Source organism: Paraburkholderia fungorum, assembly GCF_046026025.1.
GTDB classification, from domain to species: domain Bacteria; phylum Pseudomonadota; class Gammaproteobacteria; order Burkholderiales; family Burkholderiaceae; genus Paraburkholderia; species Paraburkholderia fungorum_E.
In genome coordinates this window covers 16,925-38,428 of the sequence record NZ_JAQQFL010000005.1, presented here as the reverse complement: position 1 = coordinate 38,428, position 21,504 = coordinate 16,925, and the positions used below count along the sequence as shown (strand labels likewise).

Below are 21,504 nucleotides of genomic sequence, written 5' to 3'. Positions count from 1 at the left end.
ACTGGCCTTTTCCGAGTTCTCCTATTTTTTCTGCTGATTCCCCGATGCAGGGTCGTTTTATTACGCATTTTTAACGATCAATCTACAAAGGGAGATTCATGGAGACAAAGAAATCACAGCACGGTTCTTTAGGCAATTTAGCCCGCGCTGTAGTCGCTCTCGCTTGCGTGTTAGTTAGCTTCCCCGTGAGTGCAGACAGTGGCGACTCCACCTGTCTCGGACTCTACGGCAAGTCAGGGGCTACACCCGGAACCGCAGCATGCGTTTTGACCGTCACGTCCAATACCCCTTCTGGAATGGGGAGCTTTGGTTGCAGAAACAATCAGCCCCTTATCGAAAGTTGGTGTGGAACTCCCGCGCCCGTCGATCCAGATAAGAACTGCGCTGCTGCCGATCCGGTACTTCCGGCCAACGGCGTGACGACAATATCGGAAACGGACTTCATCAGCGGCGACGATACCCCCTTGGTCTTTACCCGCTCTTATCGGTCATCGCCGTTCATCAGGACTGATGCTGGCATTGGAGCGAATTGGCTCCATAACTGGCAGCGTCAACTCGGACTTGCCAATGTTAATGCCAGCTCACCGCAAGTCAGCGCCTATCGTTCAGACGGCAACCGGATCACTTTCGCAAGGGCGGGGAGCGTGTGGAACCCAATAGATGGCTCACTGGTGAGTCTAACGCAGCAGTCGTCTTCGTGGACGCTAAAAGACCTGCTTACGGATACCAGCGAAACGTATTCGGCTCAGGGGATCTTGCTGTCGGTCAGTACACGAACCAACATGACGACTACTCTGGCCTATAGCGACGCCAGCACTCCGACCAGCGTTGCGCCTTCTCCGGGACTATTGATCTCTATCACGCAGCATGCGGCACTCACCAACCCGAACGTCGATCTGACCATACGTCTTAACTACGATTCGCACTGGCGAGTCACACAAATGACCGATCCGACCGGAGCCATTACACAGTATGGCTACGACACGCACAATAATCTCGTGGCCGTTACTTTTCCCGATGGAAACGTGCGGCGTTACCTCTATGACGATAAGCGCTTTCTCACTGTGCTTACGGGGATCATCGACGAAAGTGGGTCCCGCGTCGCGACTTGGACCTACGACACTCAAGGACGTGTCATAGCGGTGAGTCATCCAGACACGACACGAAACGTGCAGTTGGTCTACGGCAGTGGCTCGACCACCCTCACCGACAGCAAAGGAGCCACTTTCCTTGCTTCTTCGTTGATCGCTGATATGCAGCGGCCAACTGTTATCAATTCGGCGTCGGGCAATGGAACGGTAGCGTGGGATGCGTCCGGGCGCTTGCTAACTCAGACGAACGGCAACGGCGACAGCACAACTTACACTTATGACGATATTGGTCGGCCGACAAAATCAGTTGTCAAGACCGCGTCAGGCACAGCGGTAACATCGATTCGATACACAGATTCGACAGGTTTGCTTCCCTCGCTGATCGCTTCGCCTGGATGGATGCGTTCGTATGTTTACGACTCTAGCGACAACGTAACGGGGATTAGCGAACTGACAACGGATGATCCGACCGGGGCAAATAGTTTTAGCGCATCGACGACGGGAGCGCAGCAACGCACGTTTGGAATGACCTATGACTCAACGAACCTCCTCACATTTGCTCAGATGCATGAGAACGGCGTCAAAACCGGCGAATGGTCGTATTTAGGTGATGGGTACGGCAGTCTGCGTCAGATCATGAGTCGCATCAACTTTACTGTTCAACGCGTCACGATTCGAGACAAGGCGCATAGGGCTATCGTGATCGATGGACCGGGTTTTTCCGCGAATCCGGCGTACGACTCACGCGGGAGAATTAGCACCTTTTTCTATAAAGAGTCTGCAAGTTCTGCCAATGGAAATGTGAGTCGGCTACTGAAGGTGTATTACAGCTATACGCCAGATGGAATGGTCGCCTCTCGCACTGCAACGGTTTCAACTAATTTGGGACCGGATGTCCCTATCTCGAGCGATGAAATAGATACCTGGCTCACTAAGTACGAGAAAGGCATCTTGCCAGTAGGGCCGCCGCCGAATCACGTCGGTGCCGCGCGGCACAACTTATCGAGTTCGGCTGATATTATCGAACCCGTTTGCTCAACGTGCTATTTGTGGGCATCAGAACCAGTGCCCATCGGGCTTTACTACAGCGGAGTGGATCGCGGATCGAACATAACGGTCTGGAACGACACGTCCAATCCTAACTACGCGCCAAAGACCGTACTAGCTGCGGCGAAGTGTGCCGACGGTTGTGCCGAAGAGCGAGCTGGTTGCGTTAGAACTTGTGCCCGTGCATCTGGTGACTATGATCAAGTGCATGTATGGACCGGAAAATTCAGGACATGCATGCTGTCATGCTTGCCCGCACGATGTGGAGGATTTTGATTTGAAACTGAACCCCGAATTGAAAGCAACGCTCACCCGTCTCGAAAGAGCGACGGAAGGTCTAAGCGTGGATGAACAAATCAGGATACTGGACGAGGCCGCCCAAGCTCCCGTCAACGCCGAGTTCAAAGCTGACATCGAAGTTCAGATGGCGGGTGTTCTGTGGGCCTATGGGAGAATAAGCGAGGCTGCAAGTCTGATGGTTAAAGGCGCAGACACGAATATTGATAGCAATAGCGTCCAGTATTTCGCAGGGCAGCATCTGTTAGAACTCCGCCAATTTGCACGCGCCATGCCGTTCCTGGATCGGTGCATAGAGATTGAACTCGCGAGTGGTGAGATATGGTACTTGGACTCGGCGTACTTACTTCGCGCCTACTGTGCCGCAAAAATTGGTGATATCGCACAAGCCCGTCGCGACGTAACAAATCTGGATGACGAACCGATGCATTGGGTTGAAGCTGATCCGATAGTATCCAAGGCGTCCATCATTGCCATGATTGGCGACTAGGCCGACTCGCTAAATTCTGTTTGACAAAAAGGCGCGAGCAACTACCTGCACCCTGAAAACATGGATAGACGTCCAACCCTTCGGGGTGCAGTTCACGAAGCGACATCTTTGCCTGACGGTTCACCTACCTGTTGCGTCAAGCAGCGCTCTAACCTGCGCAACCTTGCTCGCATCGACTGGCGCGAGGCCATTGCCACCCACTCGTATGCCCGAGCCGAAGTGCACGGCTTCGACCTGCGTCCTGCTCACGAAGCCGGAAACCGCATCGACGGTCAAACCCGCGCCCGCCAGCACCGTGCAATGCGAACCGGCCGCTTGCCGCACCAACTCACCCACAATCGACTCCGCCTGCAGCACCGAAGGTTTGCCGCCTGAGGTCAGCACATTCGTCACGGCATTAAAACCGAGCAGCACATCGAGCGCTGTTTGCAGGTCACGCGTTTCGTCGAACGCGCGATGGAACGTGATGGCCAGACCGTCGGCCGCATCGATCGCACGCGCGAGACCTTCGCGATCGATCTCGCCGTCCGCCGTCAGCATGCCGATCACCACGCCGTTCGCGCCGGCCGCTTTGACCGCACGCACGTCGCGCAGCATCACCGCGTAGTCGTCGGCGTCGTACACGAACGAGCGGCTATGCGGACGCACGATCACGTTGACCGGTGCGGATGTCGCGGCAACCACCGCTTCGATCAAACCGAGGCTCGGCGTCAAGCCGCCCTCGCCCATCGCGGTGACGAGTTCAAGCCGGTTTGCGCCCGCCTGCACGGCAAGCCGGGCATCGGCGACGGTGGTGGCGATGACTTCGAGTAGGACGGACATAAGGGCGGCTGTGTGTCGTTAAAAGCGACATGATCTCAGAACCGCCGCGCGCCCATCCAATGTAGGCCATTGGTGCCGCCACTCACCCTTCCGATCTGAACCACCAGAATTACCGCTCACCCATCGGATCGAGCCATCCGAACCCCTATTCCTCGATCCAGTCAATATCGCCGCACAGCACGCACGTCTGCTCGCCGACACGCGTCGCCATCGAGAGCGTCACGCACGGCAACGCTTCGTTGATCGACAGATACGGACGCGTCACATGCACGCGCTCCGGCGCATTGATTGCCGCGCGGAAGTACGGACGACGCAGCCAGTTCGCGCCTTGCGCATCGGCCAGCGGCAAAAAGCGCGTTTCATGGGCCGCGCGATCGGCGCGCAACACCACGTTGCGGCCCGCCTGACGGCCCTTCGCGTCGAGCAGAAAACAGCGCGCGGCATGGTCGAGCGCGAGGAAGTTCCAGCACACTTCCTCGAGCGGTTCGCCGGCGGCAAGCCGTTCCGCGGCGCGCTCGAACGCTCGCAGGTACGGTGTCAGACGGCTTGCGTCGCGGCGCTCGCGTGCTTCGGCCTGATCGCGATAGCGGTCGGTGACTTCGCTGATGCAAGCCGCGGCGTGCGCCGCGTCGGCTGCACCAGGATTCGGCCGGCCGAAGAAAAAACCCTGCACGAAGTCGGCGTCGCAAGCGAGCGCCATCTGCGCTTCATGCTCCGTTTCGACGCCTTCGATCAGCACCAGCTTGCCCGCTTCATGCAGCAGCGCCACCAGCCCCGGCAGGATCGTCGCCATATCCGCGCGATGCGCGGCGTGCGACAGCATGATGCGGTCGAGCTTCACAATATCGGGATTCAATTGCCAGATCCGTTCGACATTCGAGTGGCCCGCACCGAAATCGTCGAGTGCGATCAGGAAGCCGCGCTCACGGAACTGGCGCACCGCGTCGACGAGACGTTCGAGATCTTCCGCCTGTTGTTCGAGCACTTCGAGCACGATCCGCCGCGGCGACAGATCGAGCCGCTTCAGGTTGGCCAGCAACGCGGCGGCGAGATACGGATCGGTGAGCGCGCCGGGATGGACGTTCAGGAACAGCCATTCGCGCTCGGCGCCGAGCACCTTGAAGTTCTCCAGATGCAGCGTCTGCGCGAGCCGGTCGACTTGCAGCACGTCGCCCAAACGTGCCGCCTCGCCGAACACGTCAAGCGGCGACACGGGCCGGTCGAGTGCGTCGTGCGCGCGCAGCAGCCCTTCGTAGCCGACCGCCCGCATATGCGACAGGCTGAAAATCGGTTGAAACACGCTGGTCAACGTCAGCTCGCCATGCTGCGCCGAAAAACGTTCGAGCCCCGACGTCATCTCGACATCGAAACCATGCGGCGCGGCGGCCGTCCTTTCCTGTTGCGCAGTCGTCATGCAATCCTCTCATGCGAGAGCCGGGCCGGTCCGAACGCGGAAGCGAACGACCTCGACACCGTTTCTCAAAATGTGCGTCATCGATATTCCTTAAGCAAGCTCCATGCGCACGGTGGCGCACATTCGAATGAAATTTGCATGGCCGGGTGCACCGGTGCAAGGGACAATGCGCCGCTCACGGGCGTAGTGCGCACCATTAGGGTGCATCGCCTTGCCGGGACGCTTGCCGACCGCACGCGCGGGGGTCTTGCCGGGTTGATGAGGGTGCGCCGCGTCGTCGGGCTAAACTTCGGCCTTACGTTTCACGCACGCCTCGTGGCCGGGTTGCGTCGACATTCGCCGGGGAAGCACCGCTATATCTCCAGAAATAGACCGATGGATATCGTCTTTACCGTACTGATTCTTCTGCTCGCCGTCTCTGCTTCCGGCATCGTTATCCGGATGCTGCCGATTGCGTTGCCATTACCGCTGGTTCAGATCGCGATCGGCGCTTTGCTCGCATGGCCGAGGCTCGGGCTGCACGTCACCTTCGATCCGGAAATTTTCATGATGCTGTTCATTCCGCCGCTGCTGTTCGCGGATGGATGGCGAATCCCGAAGCGCGAACTGTTCATGGCGCGCCGCTCCATTCTGATGCTGGCCCTCGGCCTGGTTTTCATGACGGTGCTGGCCGTCGGCTACTTCGTGCATGCGCTGGTGCCGTCGATCTCGCTGCCGGTCGCCTTCGCGCTTGCCGCGGTGTTGTCGCCGACCGATGCGGTGGCGCTCGCCGGCATTGTCGGTAAAGGCAGGATTCCTGGGCGACTGATGCATATCCTGGAAGGCGAAGCGTTGATGAACGACGCGTCGGGTCTGGTCGCGTTGAAGTTCGCGATTGCCGCGGCGCTGACGGGCGTGTTCTCGCTGCGCGACGCATCCATCAGCTTTGTGATCATTGCGGTGGGCGGTCTCGCGACGGGCGCGGCGGTGAGTTGGGCGTTCAGCTTTGTAGCGGCGCGCTTTCTGAGTCTTAACGAAGAAGGCGATCCGGCGCCTGGCGTGGTGATGACGCTGCTGATTCCGTTCGCCGCGTATCTGGTCGCCGAGCACTTCGAGTTGTCGGGGATTCTGGCTGCGGTCTCGGCCGGCATGATGATGAACTACGCGAGCATTGTGAACGTCGGGCCGGTGTCATCGCGGGTGCGCGCGAACAGCACGTGGACGATGATCGAGTTCGTCTTCAACGGCATGGTGTTCATTCTGCTGGGGCTGCAGTTCCCGCATATTCTTGGCCGTGCGCTACTCGACGCGCACGAGACCAGCGACGCGCAGGTGGGGCTGCTGATCGGCTACATCGCCGCGGTGGCGGCGGCACTCTACGCGATGCGCTTCGTATGGGTGTGGCTGTTGCGCTGGTTCGCGAGCCGCGGCGCGGCGAAGCACGGCGTGGCGAACGCCGTGCCTGGCTTGCGTACGGTGACGGTCACGACGGTGGCTGGCGTGCGTGGCGCGGTGACGCTGGCGGGTGTGCTGTCGCTGCCCGAGGTGCTGCCCGGCGGCACGCCGCTACCCGGACGGGATCTGGCGATTTTCATTGCGTCGGGGGTGATTCTTTTATCGCTGCTGGTGGCGGTCGTGGCGTTGCCGCTGCTGTTGCGGGGTTGGCGGCGCGGCAAGGATCCGCATGCTGCGGAGGAGGCGATGGCGCGCACGAAGGCGGCGCAAGCCGCGATTCGCGCTGTCGACGAGGTGCACGATACCGAGTGCGCGGATCTGGATGAGTCGGCATCCGCTTATGCGGCGGATGTCACCGCGCGAGTCATGGATATTTATCGACGACGGCTGGCCACGCTCGACGAGGAGCAGGCGCCACGGGAGATGGCGCGCCGTGCCGACGCGCTGGAGTTCCGGATGAAGTTGGCGGCTATGCGGGCTGAGAGGAAGGTGCTGCTTGCGCTGCGCAGTGCTCAGGCGATCAATGATGAGACTTTGAATAAGCTCATGCGGGAGGTGGATCTTTCGGAGACGGCGCTTACCGCGCGGAGGAAATGAAGGTTTGGGGGTTTTTGCCCTTTGGGGAGTGATGTTTTACGCCTGCGCGGGGCTTGTGGTGTTGGTGTTTCGTTGTTGTGGTTTTTTTCGTCTTTCGTTGTTCTAACTTTTTTGGCCTTTCCTTGCTTTGTTAGTGGTGTATTAGCGTTCCCCCTGTGCGGGGGGGCACCTACTTTTCTTTGCCTGCCGCAAAGAAAAGTAGGCAAAAGAAAGCGGCTCACACCGCTAATTCTTAAGCGGGTCCCCCGCGCAGCCACGGTAGTGGTGCATCTGGAATCGGTGTTCTCGCACATTCGGCGTCAGTGACACAGCAGTCATTCTTCCGGCGGCGCTGCGCGCGCCGAAACCCATTTCCAAAAACCATCAGTTATGCAAAGCGTAGCGCCTGATTTCCCTGGCAGACCCATCCGCGACGCACGCAGTGCGGAGTGGGAGCGGATGAGCGCCTTGTCACCAGCGCGGAGTGTGCGGGGGCACCGATTCCAGATGCACCACTACCGTGGCTGTGCGGGGGACCCGCTTATGAGCTGGCGGTTTGAGCCGCTTTCTTTTGCCTACTTTTCTTTGCGGCAGGCAAAGAAAAGTAGGTGCCCCCCCGCACAGGGGGAACGCTAATAGACCACTAACAAAGCAAGGAAAGGCCAACGCCACAAGCAAACAACCAACCGCCGGTCAGGCAAAAAAACCAAACCTTTATGCCGCCGCCTTCCTCCTCAAAAGAGCATAAAGAATAATCGCCCCAAAGGTAGCAGTCCCGATACCACCGAGCCCAAATCCGCCAAGCTTCAAAGAAAAATCCCCAGCCCCCAACACAAGCGTCACCGCCGCAACAATCAGATTCCGATTATCGGAAAAATCCACCTTATTAACGACCCAGATCCGCGCGCCGGTCACGGCAATCAACCCAAACACAACAATCGACACCCCGCCGAGCACAGGCCCTGGAATGGTCTGAATCACCGCCCCAAACTTCGGCGAAAAGCCAAGCACAAGCGCAATCACCGCAGCAATAACAAACACCAGCGTCGAGTAAATCTTGGTCACCGCCATCACACCGATGTTCTCGGCATACGTCGTTACCCCGGTGCCCCCGGCAAAACCCGACAGCATCGTCGCGAGTCCATCGCCAAGAAAGGCGCGGCCGACATAACGGTCCAGGTTCTGCCCGGTCATCGCGCTCACGGCCTTGATGTGCCCAAGATTTTCAGCAACCAGAATCACGGCAATCGGTGCAAGCAGGGTCATCGCCTGCATGTTGAAAACCGGCGCCGTGAAATGCGGCATACCAAACCACGCAGCATTCGCCACAACCGCAAAGTCGATCGGCTTACCCATGCCGAGACCATTCGTGACGATCGCGTAAATCACGTACGCCATCAGCAAACCCACCAGAATCAGCAATCGCTGCAGCATGCCGCGCGCAAACACCGCGACCGCGCCAACGCACAGCACCGTCACCAGCGCCATCCACGAATCGAAGTTGCTGCCGCTCACGCCATGCACCGCGATCGGCGCGAGATTCAGCCCAATCACGCAGACGATCGCCCCGGTCACGACCGGCGGCATCAGCGTTTCAATCCACTTCGTGCCGACCGCCGACACGATCAGGCCAATAATCGCGTACACCACCCCGCACGCGATGATCCCACCCAACGCCACCGGAATATTCAGGTTCGGACCGTGCCCGCCATACCCGGTCACCGCGATCACCAGACCAATGAACGCGAAGCTCGACCCGAGATAGCTCGGCACGCGCCCACCCACCAGTACGAAGAACAACAGCGTGCCGATCCCGGACATGAAGATGCACAGGTTCGGATCGAAACCCATCAGCAACGGCGCAAGCACGGTGGAACCGAACATCGCGACAACGTGCTGGATACCCATTGCAAACATCTGCGGCCACGCGAGACGCTCGTCCGTACCGACAATGCGGCCCTCGGCTGCGTTCGGCTGGACGCGCCAGCGTGGGAAGTAGGAATCGGCCATGGCGGGGGTTCTCCTCTGTCGGCGTTATGGTGGACGGCGCGGGAAGCTGCGCCGCCGGTGAATTACGCGCGAGTGTACGGAGAGCCACCTGGCCTGGCAAGAGCGGCGAAACGGCCGGCCAGGCGTGCGCAAGGGCATGGCGAACACCGCGACCGAACGTCTGACTGGCATGGCATGCCACCGCAGGCGTTATGCATGGCATGAAGACGTCGCCCCAACAAGCCGCCCTTTCAATCCGCCGTGCTACGCCCTCACCGGCCGCCGCCTCACTCAGGCGTGCCGCGCGTCCAGCGAAAACACCGTGACCGCGGCCTGCAACTGCCTCGCCTGACCCGCCATCGACGCCGCCGCGGCCGCCGCCTGTTCGACCAGCGCCGCATTCTGCTGGGTCACGTCGTCCATCTGTGCGACGGCGCGGTTCACTTCCTCGATGCCGGTGCTCTGCTCCTGCGACGCCGACGAAATCTCACCCATGATGTCGGTTACACGTTTCACCGCATGCGTGACTTCCGCCATCGTCTGCCCGGCCCGCTCGGCCAGTTCAGCGCCGCTGCCCACGCGCGCCGTCGAGCTTTCGATCAGTTCCTTGATCTCCTTGGCCGACACCGCGCTGCGCTGCGCCAATGAACGCACTTCCCCCGCCACCACCGCAAAGCCGCGCCCCTGCTCGCCGGCGCGCGCCGCTTCCACTGCCGCGTTCAACGCGAGAATGTTGGTCTGGAACGCGATCCCCTCGATCACCGCGATGATGTCGGTCATACGCTTCGACCCCGCCGCCAGTTCGCGCATCGTCTCGACCACATCGTCGACCAGGCTGCTGCCGCGCGCAGCTACTTCCGATGCGCCATGCGCGACGCCCCCAGCCTGCTGGGCATTCTCGGCATTCATCTTCACCGTCGACGTCAATTCCTGCATGCTCGACGCGGTTTCCTGCAAGGCGGCCGCCTGTTCTTCCGTGCGTTGCGACAGGTCGGTGTTGCCCTGCGCGATTTCGCCCGAAGCCATCAGGATCGATTCGCTCGACTCGCTGATACCCGATACGATGCCCGCGAGCCGCTCGCGCATGTTGCGCAGCGCGAACAACATGCTGCCGGTGTCGCCCGCGCGGGTGTCGACGCGCACGCTCAGGTCGCCGTCGGCAATACGGTTGGCGATGTGCATCGCGTAGTCGGGTTCGCCGCCGAGTTGACGCGCAAGACGCCGCGCGATCACCGTCGCGAGCAAGGTGCCTGCCGCGATCGCGCCCAGCACCAGCGCGAGCATGACGATGCGCATGTGCCGATAGCCGGCACTCGCCTCTTGCTGGGCGTCATTGGCCTGTTGACGGCGATAGTCGATTAGCGCCGTGATTCGATCGCGCAGCGCCTCGCTCGACGCGATCGCGCGACGCACGAGTTCGTTGTTGTCGACGCCGGCCGGAATCGGTTCGAGCCCGATCTGCTGATCCACGATGCCTTCCCACACGGCCGACTTGCGCATCACGTCGCCGAACATGTCCTGACCCTTGCTGGTCGCGATGGTCGCGCGATACTGGTCGTAGGCGGCGTGCATCTCCTTGAGCGATGCGACGATGCCGTCCTTCAGCTTTTGACGACCGGCGTCGTCGGCTGCGTAGCCGAGATTCGCGGCGGCAAGATCGGAATCGATCTTGTGGCGGTTCGCCTCTTCCATCCAGTAGAGACCATTCATGTGCTGGTCGCAGATCGCGTTGGTGATGTCGTGCATCGACGACAACGTCTTCAGCGAAATCCCGCCGATCACGACGCAGAATCCAATCACAACGGCAAATGCCAACAGCAGCTTCCTGAATACAGTCATGCGGTCGAACCACTTCATCTCACTATCCTTCACAAGTCCTGAGGGGATGCTCGCGTCGCTGCGCCGCGGCAAAACATGGGGCGTTTTTCTGGATATGTGTGGCGACGCTCCCACCTCTTTTACGGCGGCCAGAACAGAGACTTGACGCGCTAAATGGCGGGAATAACCGGGACAGGATGATGTAAGCAATGCCTGACGGGCGGGGCCGGATCGCTATGGCCACGCGGGCCTTGCGTCGGCCTGCCGATTGGGATTTGTCTGATATATAGGGATGAGCCGAACTCTTAGACTTTGTTTGCTGCGTTCGCCCCCACGAGCGCACGCGATGTTGTTGTAACTCTCCGACTTTCCGCTCACGCTCCCCGCGTGAGCGGTTTTTTTTTGCCCGTATTTTTTGTTCGTCGATTTCGTTGGCCACGCACACGTCCGTGTGCGTTCGACTCTACGGATGCTTGACGAATGCATCAGAGGCGAGACAGAGCGTATGGTCACGCACGTCCTCTGGCCATGCCGCGACGATGTCGTCAAAACGTGCAGGATCGTCGGCATAGAGCGCGCGCGTTGCGTCTTCATAAGCCGGTAGATTGCCGGCGATTGCGGTCATGAAGCGATACACCGCTTCTTGTGCCGCACGTTTGCGGTCCTTGTCGTCGCCCGCAAGCCGCGCGGCTTCGACCAGTTTACGCAGCGCAACCGATGCGCCCCCCGATTGCCCGTTGAGCCAATCCCAATGACGCGGCAGCAACGTGACCTCTCTTGCCACTACACCGAGCTTGGGCCGCCCACGGCCACGCGGGGTGTCGTCTTCTCCTGCGCCGGCGGCCGGTGCCGACTGCGCGGCGGGCGCCTGGCTTGCCAGCCGGGCAAGAATCTCGTCAGGTGTGCCGCGCAAATCGAACTCGACCGGGCGACTGGTGATGGTGTCGAAAATCAGTACAGGCGCCTGCTCGCCGCGCGCCTGCACCTCGCGGACAGCAAGCGCCACCTCGGACAGCGTGCCCGATGCGATACGACGATGCCCCTCGAAGGCGATGCAGGTAGGAAGATGGGATGTCACGACAAACTCCAAAAAAGTGAATTTGTCTAATTATATCCGGGTATAAATCAAATGCAACAATTTACCCGGATAAAATTTCAGCAGCCGGGCGGACGAGATGTCGTGCGCTAATCGCGTCCGCTTGCCGCCCGAACTCGACGCAGTGCGCCGGCGGCCAGTACACCGGTGCAATGGCGCGGCCTCATCGCGCCGGCGACATCGCATCACTATGCCGATCCGCCCGCGCCGGCACCGGAAAACACAGCACGCGGTTGCGACCGGCGTCCTTGGCCTCGTAGAGCGCCTCATCCGCGGCGTTGACGAGTGCGCGGCTCGTTGCGAAGACCTGACTCCGGGTGCACGCAATGCCGATGCTGATGGTCAGCACATGGTGCGAGCTCGCGACATGGCGAAGTTCGAGCGCCTGAACTGCGGCGCGCATTTTCTCGGCGATACCCGCCGCCCCAGCTTCGTCGGTATCCGGCAGCAGCACCGCGAATTCTTCACCGCCGTAGCGCGCCGCGGTGTCGCCCGGGCGCCGTACGTTTTGCGCGATGCAACGCGCCACGGCAACAAGCGCATCGTCGCCGGCCGAGTGACCGTATAGATCGTTGAAGCCCTTGAACGTGTCGACGTCGATCAGCAGCATGGATAACGGCCAGCCGTTGCGTTGCGCGCGACGCCACTCCTCCTCCGCATGTTCCTCGAAAGTGCGGCGATTATTCAGACCGGTGAGCCCGTCGGTGCGCGCCAGCTCGCGCAGCTCTTCCTCCGCTGCGCGGCGCTGCCGCAGTTGCTGCGAAAACAGGAAGGCGAGCGCAATGATCGCCACGTCGAGCGCCGCGATCAGCGTGCCGATGATCCACGCGCGCCGCCGCCACTCCACATAGATATCGTGCGTGGAGAGCGCGACGTCGAGAATCAGCGGGTACATATCGATATGGCGGAATGCGTACCAGCGCTCGACACCGTCGATCGCCGCCGTGCCGAAGAAGTCGCCGCTCGGTTCCTGAAGGAAGCGCGAATAGTTCGAAGTGCCGACCAGTCCGCGGCCGATGATATTGGGATCGTATGGACGCCGCATCAGCATCGTGCCGTCGCTCAGCATCAGCGCCATCGAACCGCCCGGGCCGAGATTCATGCCGGCGAACAGGTGTCTGAAGTAGGTGAGTCGCATCGTGCCGACCACCACCCCGGCGAAGCTTCCGTCCGGCCGCGAGATGCGGCGACTCAGCGCAATGCTCACGTCATTGCTGTTTATCTTGGGTATGAACGGATGACTGACATACAGGCCGACGTTGGGCGAGTCGCGCTGAACCTGGAAGTAGTCCCGGTCGGCAAGATTGATTCGCCGGGGCGGCGTGGCTTGCGAATCGAACAGGATGTTGCCGGCGGGGTCGAGAACGAACATCGAACCCAGGTCTTTTGCGCTGGCGGAGCCGTCAAACAAAACCATCTGACGAATCGTGGGTGGCAAGTCCAGCACACCGGGCTGTTTCAGACCGTCGATGACGGCCCGCAGCGACAGGTCGTAGATCTCGAGATTGCGCGACACGTCGCGTTCAACCAGCAGCGAGACGTTGAAGACGGAATCCTGCGCCCGGCGCAGCGCGTCATCGCGCATCTGTGCCAATACCCACACGGCAATTGCAAGAATCGCGCTGGCCAGCACGATACTGATAGCAATCACGATGTTCGGTCGGCGCGTCACCATGAGCTTTTCGTTCGAGCCTGCGCTGGCCTACGCGCGTGAAGAAAATGGTCGCGGCCGGAAGGCGCGTCCCGTGAAACCGTAGCCTACCAGAGGCTGAGGCGCGTCAAATGAGGGAACAGGCAGGTTTTTGGCGGACTGGGCGAAATTTTCTGGCGACGGTGGGCCTCAAGCCGCCACGTTGACGCGCCACCGGCGCCACGGCGCAGAAACCGCACGGGCGTTAGGTTTTGCGCCCACACTCACGTTGGCCCCGCAACCGGCGGTGCGGCGCGCGGACGTTCCGCCGGCCTGAGGCTCAATCGGCGCTTAACCCGCGTGCAAATCAAACGCCGACTGGGATGCCGCGCGGCTAAGCGCCCGGATATCGGCGACCTCGAGCACCGCCTTGGGAGCGCCATGGCGTGCGACCGCCAACATCGCCTGGCCAATGTCTTCGGTGCTGAGAATGTGGTTGGGGAAAACCGCGCGCAGCATCGGCAAGAGAAGCCTGGTGGCCGCGTAGAACAACCGGTACGAACGGGTCTTCGAACGAGCGCCGTTCAGCGGTTCGATCACACCCGGGCGAAACAGGTAAACGCCCTTGAACGGCAGCCGCTGCAGCGCATTTTCGGTCTTGCCCTTGACCCGCGCCCACATGATGCGGCCGCTTTCGGTACTGTCAGTCCCCGCGCCTGACACGTAGACAAAGGTCATCTGTGGATTGAGACGGGCAAGTGTTTGCGCGGCAGCCAGTGTCAGGTCATACGTAAGCCGTGCATACCCGGCCTCCTGCATGCCCGCCGACGACACCCCCAAACAGAAAAAGCACGCGTCGAACCCCGTCAACGATGGCTCGACTGCCCGATAGTCCATCAGGTCCGGCTGAATCAGCTCGACGAGGCGCGGATCGAGCTGACCGGTACCGGTACGGCCAACCGTTTGAACCATCTCGATGTCGGGAGCGCGCAGGCATTCGCGCAATACCCCCTGTCCGACCATGCCGGTCGCGCCGAATATCAGAACCTTCATGATGCATGCTCCGTGATCGTGTTCGGCCCGCGTGAGCGCGCTCTCGAAACCCAGGCCACCGGCTGCGCCTGTAATGACCGCGAGCCGCCGGTCTGACGCGGCATGTCCGCCGTGGTCCAGTTTGCCATGTCGTTCGTCCTCAGGTGGCCTTGGGTTGAGTTGCCGGCCGAGTGTTCAGGTTTTCGCCGGTGCAGCGGGAAACACCGGCAGTTGCTCCGGCGCGGCAAAGTCGGTCGCGTTGCTGACCGCTCGCCAGGCTTCGGCGCTCGCGGCGCGCGCCTTGTCGCCTTCGCCGGCGTAATGCAAGGCGTCACTGCCGAGCAGAAGATGCGCGGGTAGTGAATCGTGATACGCGAGCTTCAGGACGACTTGCGCGACCTTTGCGGGATCGCTGGTTTCATGGCCAAAGTGCTGGGACAGCAACTCCACCACCGCGCCAACGGACGGCACATAGTCCGGCAGCAATGTCGGCGTCGCGCCACTCGCCTCGGTACCCCAGTCTGTTTTCATGCCGCCTGGCTCGAGCGCCGTCACATGGACGCCGAACGGCGCGAGCTCCTGGCTGATCACCTCGGTGAATCCGCCGACCGCCCACTTCGCAGCTTGATAGGCACTCAATCCCGCAATCCCCACCCGGCCGCCCACCGACGAAATCTGGATGATGTGGCCGGCTCGCTGCGCCCGAAGCACTGGCAGCGCTGCACGCGTGACGTTGACCACACCATAAAAGTTGGTGTCGATCTGGGCCCGGAAATCGTCCTCGGGCGTTTGCTCGAACGGCGCCAGGTGACCGAAACCCGCGTTGTTCACGACCACGTCGAGCCGGCCGAAAGCATCGACAGCGGCCTGTACCGCATGGCGGGCCGCCGCCGGGTCCGTGACGTCCAGCGCAACTGCGCGAACCTGCTCACCGTAGCGCGTCAGCAGCTCTGCCAACTGGCGCGGATCACGCGCCGTCGCCACGACGCGCTCACCCGCGCGCAACGCTGCTTCGACAATTTCACGCCCCAGCCCGCGGGCACTTCCTGTAACCAGCCAGACCTTCGACATCATGTGCTCCTTACATTTAAATGAGCAAGCAATCACTCATTAATTGGACAAAAAACGAACCCAAATTAGTTCTGGGCAATCGCGTGCCAGAACGCTTCAAAGCCGGCCTTACGATAACGGTCGGCGGAGGCCGGTTCACGGGCGATGAAATCCATGGTGGTTTCGGCCAGCGCCGCCATGATCGCCGACACAAACCCAGGCGGCTGATCGCGCAATGCGCCGCTCGCCACGCTCGCCTGAATCATTGTGTTGATATCCGCGAAGGACTCCATGCCGGTTGCACGCGCGCAATCGGTGAGCCGCTCTGACACGGTCAGTTGTGCCATTGCCCGGCGTTTTTGCGGCTGTGCCACGCCCCAGTCGACGAATTTGTCCCACACGTGCTGTGCGCGATCGCGCACGCTGGCCTGCTTGGGGTAAGTCGTCATCATTACCTCGCGCAGGTCTGCCTTGATGCTCAGGTACAGCTCGTTCAGCAACTCGTCCTTATTGTCGAAGTAGGTGAATAGCGTTCCTTCAGCCACGCCCGCGAGTTTCGCGATACGTGCAGTGGGCGCGCCCAGGCCTTGCCCGGCAATGACCTCAGTGGCGGCGGCAAGGATGGCGTTGCGTTTGTCTTCGCTTTTCGGACGGGCCATACGGTTCGCTTCGACTACCATCGATAAATGAGTGATTGCTCAATCATATATAAGGACACCGGCTTGTTCAAGCCATTTTTGCAGCATGGTTCGCCCCCGCAGGATAGCCAGCGATTCAGGCACGCACGAAAAATGAAATGAAAATGAAAGATTGATGTTTTCATTATGTGCCTAAAAAGCTCAAAAGTTAGGCGAAATGTCGCGTTCTTCGCGCATCGCGTACAAGCTTAGTAGAGGAATACCCGCAATTCCTTCAGTCCATAAGGTTCCGATCCGATAACCGGTAAATGGGATACCCATTTGTGTCCAACGTTCGACGCGCTGTAGCGATGCGTCTTATGGCGAGCACAAAGGAGTAACCGCGCGGGGCTGCCGCGATAAACGGCAGCCAGATAGACGTTCCCATGTCCGGACCTGAGAGTCCATTACGAACACTTCAACGTTTCGTTATTGGAGAAAAAACGTGTCACTAAAAAACCTCACCATCAAGACCAAACTGATTGCCGGTTTCGGCATGCTGTCGCTCATCGTCGTCGCGGTTTCCGGCCTTTCCCTGAAAGCGCTGAGCGATTCGACCGATGGGTTTTCCAACTACGTACATGGCAGCAACGCACGCGCCGACATGGTCGTGCAGGTTCGAACCGCTGTCGACCGCAGGGCGATCGCGGCACGCAACCTTGTACTCGTCACCAAACCGCAGGACCTGGAAATAGAGAAAGCCGACGTGACGCGCGCGCACGAAGACGTGCAAGCCGATCTGAAAAAACTCAACGACATGACCGCGAACTCGACCGATACGTCGGAGAAAGCACGCAGCCTCGTTGCGGAGATCAATCGGATCGAAGCGGCGTATGGTCCGGTTGCCCTCAACATCGTCAATCTCGCGCTCACCAACAAGCGTGACGAGGCGATCGTCGAGATGGACGATCATTGCCGGCCGTTGCTCGCCGCGCTGATTCGCTCGACCGACGCGTATGCCGACTACACGCGTTCACGTCAGGAGCAACTGGTCAACGAGTACACGGCGCATTACGAGAATCAGCGCAATCTGCTGATCGCGATCTGCCTGATCGCGCTGGGGCTCGCCGTCGCCGCGTGCGTGGTGATCACGCGTGCGGTGACCGGACCGCTGCGTTTTGCGATCGACGTCGCGCGCACCGTCTCGCAAGGCGATCTGCGCACGCAGATCACCGTCGACGGCCGCGACGAAACCAGCAAGTTGCTGAGCGCCCTTCGCGAGATGAACGAACGGCTGACGGCGATCGTCGGTCGCGTGCGTGACAGCAGCGCCAGCATTGCCGGGGCGGCACGCCAGATCGCCACGGGCAACATGGATCTGAGCCAGCGTACCGAGCAGCAGGCGGCGTCGTTGCAGGAAACCGCTTCCAGCATGGAGGAACTCACCTCCACCGTTAAGCAGAACGCCGACAACGCGCAGCAAGGCAGCACGCTGGCTGCAAATGCGTCGTCGGTGGCGCAAAAGGGTAGCGAAGTGGTTGGTCAGGTGGTGAGCACGATGCACGACATCAGCGATAGCTCGACCAAGATCGCGGACATCACGGGCATCATCGAAGGCATTGCGTTCCAGACCAACATTCTGGCACTGAACGCCGCCGTCGAAGCCGCGCGGGCCGGCGAACAAGGGCGGGGTTTCGCGGTGGTCGCGAGCGAAGTCAGAAGCCTCGCGCAACGTTCATCGAGTGCGGCCAAGGAGATCAAGGATCTGATCGCCACCTCGGTGGACAGAATCCGCGATGGCTCGGCGCTTGCCGGCGAGGCAGGCAAGACGATGGCCGAAGTGACTCAGGCAGTCGCGCGCGTGACCGACATCATGTCGGAGATCGCGGCGGCATCGGCTGAACAGAGCCGTGGGATCGAACAGGTCAATCTTGCGATTACCCAGATGGACAACGTTACGCAGCAGAATGCGGCGCTCGTGGAAGAAGCGGCGGCGGCTTCGCGGTCGATGGAAGACCAGGGGCAACAGTTGAATGAGGCCGTGGCGTTTTTTCAGGTGAAGGACGCTACGCATGCGGCAGCGGCTGCTCCGGTTCGGCGGGATACGCCGCGGCGTGAGGTTGCGGTTACTGATGCTGCCCCGAGGCGTGTTGCGCGTGCGGCGGTTGCGCCCATTGCACCGATTGCGCCGGTTGTAGCGCTTGCTACCGCGACTGCGAATGACGGGTGGGACAAGTTCTGAGCGGATCGTTCTGATTTGTGAAAGTGCAGCGCTCCCGCGTGCCAGGCACGCGGGAGCGCAGTTCTTCACGATTTGACGTGTCGTCGTCGACCACCCGGGTCAGGCGGTCTTGTCCGACGCCGCAGGGAACGGCAGCGACTGCATCCGCCTGCCGGTAGCCGCGAAGATCGCGTTCGCCACGGCCGGTCCGACCGGCGCGACACCCGGCTCGCCGACACCTGTCGGCGCTTCGCCCGACTGCACGATATGCACCTCGACCTTGGGCATTTCGGCGATTCGCAGCACCTGGTAGCCGTCGAAGTTGTTCTGCTCGACCTTGCCGTCCTTCAGCGTGATCGCGCTGTGCAACGCCGCACCCAGACCGAAGCCGATGCCGCCTTCCATCTGTGCGGCGATGACGTCGGGATTGATCGGCGTGCCGCAATCCACCGCACAGACGACGCGTTCCACCTTCACGTTGCCGTCCTTGTCGACGGAGACTTCCGCGACTTGCGCGACGAACGTCTGGAACGCCTCGGCGACCGCGATGCCGCGTCCGCGGCCTTTCGGCAACGGTTTGGCCGGGTCCCAGCCCGCCTTCTGCGCAGCGAGTTCGAGCACGCCCCGCATGCGCGGTTCATGCGCGAGCAGATCGCGGCGGAACACGAACGGGTCCTTGCCCGCGGCGTGTGCGGCTTCGTCGATGAACGCCTCGACCGCGAATGCCGTGTGCGAGCTGCCGACCACCCGCCACCACAACACCGGCACGCCGGTCTGCGTGGTCGTCAGTTCGACCGAGATGTTCGGAATCGCGTAGGCCACGTTAGCGGCCCCCTCGACGGACGTCGAGTCGATCCCGTTCTTGACCATGACGCTGGCGAACGGCGTGCCGGCGAGAATCGACTGACCGACAATGCGATGCCGCCAGCCAACGAGTTTGCCGTCGGCGCTCAGGCCCGCGTCGAGCTTGTGGAAGTACATCGGCCGGTAGAGACCACCGTGGATGTCGTCCTCGCGGGTCCACTGCAGCTTGACCGGCGTGCCGTTCGCGCCCAGCGCCTTCGCGATCGACACGGCCTCGACGATATAGTCCGAGCGCGTGTTCGCGCGCCGCCCGAAGCTGCCACCCGCATACAACGTGTGAATCTTCACCTGCTGCGGATCGAGCCCGGCCGTGCGCGCGGCGTTGCCCTGGTCGACGGTTTGAAACTGGTCGCCGGCCCAGATCTCGCAACTATCGGCGGTGAGCTTGACGACGGCGTCAAGCGGCTCCATCGGCGCGTGAGCGAGATACGGAAACGTGTAGGTGGCCGAGATTTTCTTCGCCGCGCCCGCGAGCGCCTGCGTCGCATCGCCTTCCTTGCGGGCGGATGCGCCGGGCTGCTCGGCGAGCTGCCGGTACTCGGCCATGATCGCGTCCGAACTGCGCTTTTCGGCGGTCGAATCGTCCCATTCGACCTTCAGCGCATCGCGGCCCTGCTTCGCTGCCCAGAAGCCCTTTGCGACCACCGCGACGCCACCCGGCACCTGCACGACCGAGACGACGCCGGGCACCGCTTTCGCGCCCGACGCGTCGAACGACTTGACCGTCGCGCCGAAGAGCGGCGGACGCTGCAGCAGCGCGACCAGCATGCCGGGGAACGTCACGTCGAGTGTGAACTGCGCGGTGCCGTTGGTTTTCGACGGCACATCGACACGCGGCAGTTGATGGCCGATCAACCGAAAATCCTTTGGCGACTTGAGCGTGACCGTGTCGGGCACCGGCAAGCGAGCCGCGGCCGACGCCAGCGATCCGTAGGTAGCGCTCCGGTTCGTGGCGGCGTGATGAACGCTACCGTCGAGCGTCGTCAGCTCGGATGCGGGCACCCGCCACTGCGCAGCAGCGGCGGAGACCAGCATCGCGCGCGCTTTCGCGCCGGCGTCGCGCAATTGCATCCACGAGTTGGCCATCGCCGAACTGCCGCCCGTGCCCTGGATCGTGCCGAACGCGAGATTCGCATAGCGCTTCGCATCGGCGGGCGCGCTTTCGACCCGCACGTCCTGCCAGTTCGCATCCAGCTCTTCCGCGACGATCGTCGCGATGCCGGTGTACGCGCCCTGGCCCATCTCGACGTGCTTCGCGATGACCGTGACGCTGTTGTCCGGCGCGACGCGCAGGAACGCATTGGGTGCGAACGTCGCGTCGGGCATCGTGGCGGCGAGCGCCCGGCGGCCCGTGCCCGCCCATTCGAAGCCTATAGTGAGACCGACTGCCGCGAAGGCGCCGGCTGCTTTCAGAAAAGTTCGGCGCGACGGGCGTACCGCATCCGTGAGATCGAGATCGGTCGTCATGGTCAGGCCTTCAGGGTGGCAGCGGCTTCGTGGATGGCCGCGCGAATGCGGGTATAGGTCGCACAGCGGCAGATGTTGCCGTTCATCGCGGCGTCGATGTCGGCGTCGGTGGGCGTGGCGTTGTGTTCGAGCAAGGCCGTCGCGGACATGATCTGTCCGGACTGACAGTAGCCGCACTGCGGCACCTGCAGCTTGACCCATGCGGCCTGAATGGCCTTTGCGGGCCGGCTTTCGATACCCTCGATGGTCGTAATGCGCTTGCCAGCGATCGCCGCAAGCGGCAGCACGCACGAGCGGGTGGCTTCGCCTTCCAGATGAACCGTGCAGGCGCCGCATTGCGCCATGCCGCAGCCGAACTTCGTGCCGTGCAGGCCCGCGTCCTCGCGGATTGCCCAAAGGAGCGGCGTGGTGGGATCGGCATCGAGCGTAACGTTCTTGCCGTTGAGGACAAACGATGTGGACATGGAACCTCTCCGTGGGGAAATCCCGGACTTGGCGCCGGGTGTACGCGGCAGTGTGACCCGACTGCCTGCCGTTGCGCTTACACAA

At 61.4% G+C, this 21,504-nt stretch carries 15 protein-coding genes; 4 read left to right on the top strand and 11 right to left on the bottom strand.

Annotated elements, in window-relative coordinates:
* Positions 1-98: 98 nt before the first annotated feature.
* Both PQR67_RS07740 and PQR67_RS07735 read left to right on the top strand, forming a co-directional pair.
* On the top strand, positions 99-2,414 hold the full coding sequence (locus PQR67_RS07740; protein ID WP_408456628.1) for a DUF6531 domain-containing protein: 2,316 nt from the start codon (positions 99-101) through the stop codon (positions 2,412-2,414).
* A gap of 1 nt (position 2,415) precedes the next feature.
* The gene (locus PQR67_RS07735) at positions 2,416-2,925 is read left to right on the top strand and encodes a hypothetical protein (protein ID WP_408456625.1); all 510 of its coding nucleotides are present in this window, start codon (positions 2,416-2,418) and stop codon (positions 2,923-2,925) included.
* A gap of 120 nt (positions 2,926-3,045) precedes the next feature.
* Here PQR67_RS07735 and PQR67_RS07730 read toward each other — a convergent pair whose 3' ends face one another.
* Positions 3,046-3,747 carry a copper homeostasis protein CutC gene (locus PQR67_RS07730; RefSeq protein ID WP_408456622.1) on the bottom strand — a complete coding sequence of 234 codons (702 nt, stop codon included), beginning with the start codon at positions 3,745-3,747 and terminating at the stop codon, positions 3,046-3,048.
* A 145-nt stretch (positions 3,748-3,892) separates the two neighbouring features.
* Positions 3,893-5,161, bottom strand: a complete 1,269-nt coding sequence (locus PQR67_RS07725) for a sensor domain-containing phosphodiesterase (RefSeq protein ID WP_408456620.1) — start codon at positions 5,159-5,161, stop codon at positions 3,893-3,895.
* 375 nt (positions 5,162-5,536) lie between these two features.
* Between PQR67_RS07725 and PQR67_RS07720 the strand changes: the two genes are divergently transcribed.
* Positions 5,537-7,192 carry a Na+/H+ antiporter gene (locus PQR67_RS07720; protein WP_408456617.1) on the top strand — a complete coding sequence of 552 codons (1,656 nt, stop codon included), beginning with the start codon at positions 5,537-5,539 and terminating at the stop codon, positions 7,190-7,192.
* A 693-nt stretch (positions 7,193-7,885) separates the two neighbouring features.
* Here PQR67_RS07720 and PQR67_RS07715 read toward each other — a convergent pair.
* From PQR67_RS07715 to PQR67_RS07685, 7 genes are all read right to left on the bottom strand, one after another.
* Positions 7,886-9,181, bottom strand: coding sequence for a solute carrier family 23 protein (locus PQR67_RS07715; protein WP_408456614.1), 1,296 nt, complete (start codon positions 9,179-9,181; stop codon positions 7,886-7,888).
* A 270-nt stretch (positions 9,182-9,451) separates the two neighbouring features.
* Positions 9,452-11,017, bottom strand: a complete 1,566-nt coding sequence (locus tag PQR67_RS07710; protein WP_408456611.1) for a methyl-accepting chemotaxis protein — start codon at positions 11,015-11,017, stop codon at positions 9,452-9,454.
* 424 nt (positions 11,018-11,441) lie between these two features.
* The gene (locus PQR67_RS07705; protein ID WP_408456609.1) at positions 11,442-12,056 is read right to left on the bottom strand and encodes a DUF2239 family protein; all 615 of its coding nucleotides are present in this window, start codon (positions 12,054-12,056) and stop codon (positions 11,442-11,444) included.
* Positions 12,057-12,237: 181 nt separating this feature from the next.
* Positions 12,238-13,749, bottom strand: a complete 1,512-nt coding sequence (locus PQR67_RS07700; RefSeq protein ID WP_408456606.1) for a sensor domain-containing diguanylate cyclase — start codon at positions 13,747-13,749, stop codon at positions 12,238-12,240.
* A gap of 306 nt (positions 13,750-14,055) precedes the next feature.
* Positions 14,056-14,757: an NAD-dependent epimerase/dehydratase family protein gene (locus PQR67_RS07695; protein ID WP_408456603.1), complete on the bottom strand. Its 702-nt coding sequence runs from the start codon at positions 14,755-14,757 to the stop codon at positions 14,056-14,058.
* 174 nt (positions 14,758-14,931) lie between these two features.
* Complete coding sequence (locus tag PQR67_RS07690) at positions 14,932-15,807, bottom strand: SDR family NAD(P)-dependent oxidoreductase (RefSeq protein ID WP_408457185.1); 876 nt, start codon at positions 15,805-15,807, stop codon at positions 14,932-14,934.
* A gap of 65 nt (positions 15,808-15,872) precedes the next feature.
* On the bottom strand, positions 15,873-16,445 hold the full coding sequence (locus tag PQR67_RS07685; RefSeq protein ID WP_408456600.1) for a TetR/AcrR family transcriptional regulator: 573 nt from the start codon (positions 16,443-16,445) through the stop codon (positions 15,873-15,875).
* A 463-nt stretch (positions 16,446-16,908) separates the two neighbouring features.
* Here PQR67_RS07685 and PQR67_RS07680 point away from each other — a divergent pair, with 463 nt between their 5' ends.
* A complete protein-coding gene (locus PQR67_RS07680) occupies positions 16,909-18,645 on the top strand; it encodes a methyl-accepting chemotaxis protein (protein WP_408456597.1) in 1,737 nt (578 codons plus the stop codon).
* Between the two features lie 99 nt (positions 18,646-18,744).
* Here the strand turns inward: PQR67_RS07680 and PQR67_RS07675 are convergent, their stop codons facing one another.
* The gene (locus tag PQR67_RS07675; RefSeq protein ID WP_408456594.1) at positions 18,745-20,955 is read right to left on the bottom strand and encodes a xanthine dehydrogenase family protein molybdopterin-binding subunit; all 2,211 of its coding nucleotides are present in this window, start codon (positions 20,953-20,955) and stop codon (positions 18,745-18,747) included.
* Positions 20,956-20,957: 2 nt separating this feature from the next.
* Positions 20,958-21,419 carry a (2Fe-2S)-binding protein gene (locus PQR67_RS07670; RefSeq protein WP_093644821.1) on the bottom strand — a complete coding sequence of 154 codons (462 nt, stop codon included), beginning with the start codon at positions 21,417-21,419 and terminating at the stop codon, positions 20,958-20,960.
* Between the last annotated feature and the right edge of the window lie 85 nt (positions 21,420-21,504).

Bases quoted from the DNA above. Each gene is read 5' to 3' on its own strand.
- PQR67_RS07720 (WP_408456617.1), top strand. From the start codon at position 5,537: ATGGATATCGTCTTTACCGTACTGATTCTTCTGCTCGCCGTCTCTGCT.
- PQR67_RS07695 (WP_408456603.1), bottom strand. From the start codon at position 14,757: ATGAAGGTTCTGATATTCGGCGCGACCGGCATGGTCGGACAGGGGGTA.
- PQR67_RS07725 (WP_408456620.1), bottom strand. From the start codon at position 5,161: ATGACGACTGCGCAACAGGAAAGGACGGCCGCCGCGCCGCATGGTTTC.
- PQR67_RS07715 (WP_408456614.1), bottom strand. From the start codon at position 9,181: ATGGCCGATTCCTACTTCCCACGCTGGCGCGTCCAGCCGAACGCAGCC.
- PQR67_RS07700 (WP_408456606.1), bottom strand. From the start codon at position 13,749: ATGGTGACGCGCCGACCGAACATCGTGATTGCTATCAGTATCGTGCTG.
- PQR67_RS07685 (WP_408456600.1), bottom strand. From the start codon at position 16,445: ATGGCCCGTCCGAAAAGCGAAGACAAACGCAACGCCATCCTTGCCGCC.
- PQR67_RS07710 (WP_408456611.1), bottom strand. From the start codon at position 11,017: ATGAAGTGGTTCGACCGCATGACTGTATTCAGGAAGCTGCTGTTGGCA.
- PQR67_RS07740 (WP_408456628.1), top strand. From the start codon at position 99: ATGGAGACAAAGAAATCACAGCACGGTTCTTTAGGCAATTTAGCCCGC.
- PQR67_RS07730 (WP_408456622.1), bottom strand. From the start codon at position 3,747: ATGTCCGTCCTACTCGAAGTCATCGCCACCACCGTCGCCGATGCCCGG.
- PQR67_RS07670 (WP_093644821.1), bottom strand. From the start codon at position 21,419: ATGTCCACATCGTTTGTCCTCAACGGCAAGAACGTTACGCTCGATGCC.
- PQR67_RS07675 (WP_408456594.1), bottom strand. From the start codon at position 20,955: ATGACGACCGATCTCGATCTCACGGATGCGGTACGCCCGTCGCGCCGA.
- PQR67_RS07690 (WP_408457185.1), bottom strand. From the start codon at position 15,807: ATGTCGAAGGTCTGGCTGGTTACAGGAAGTGCCCGCGGGCTGGGGCGT.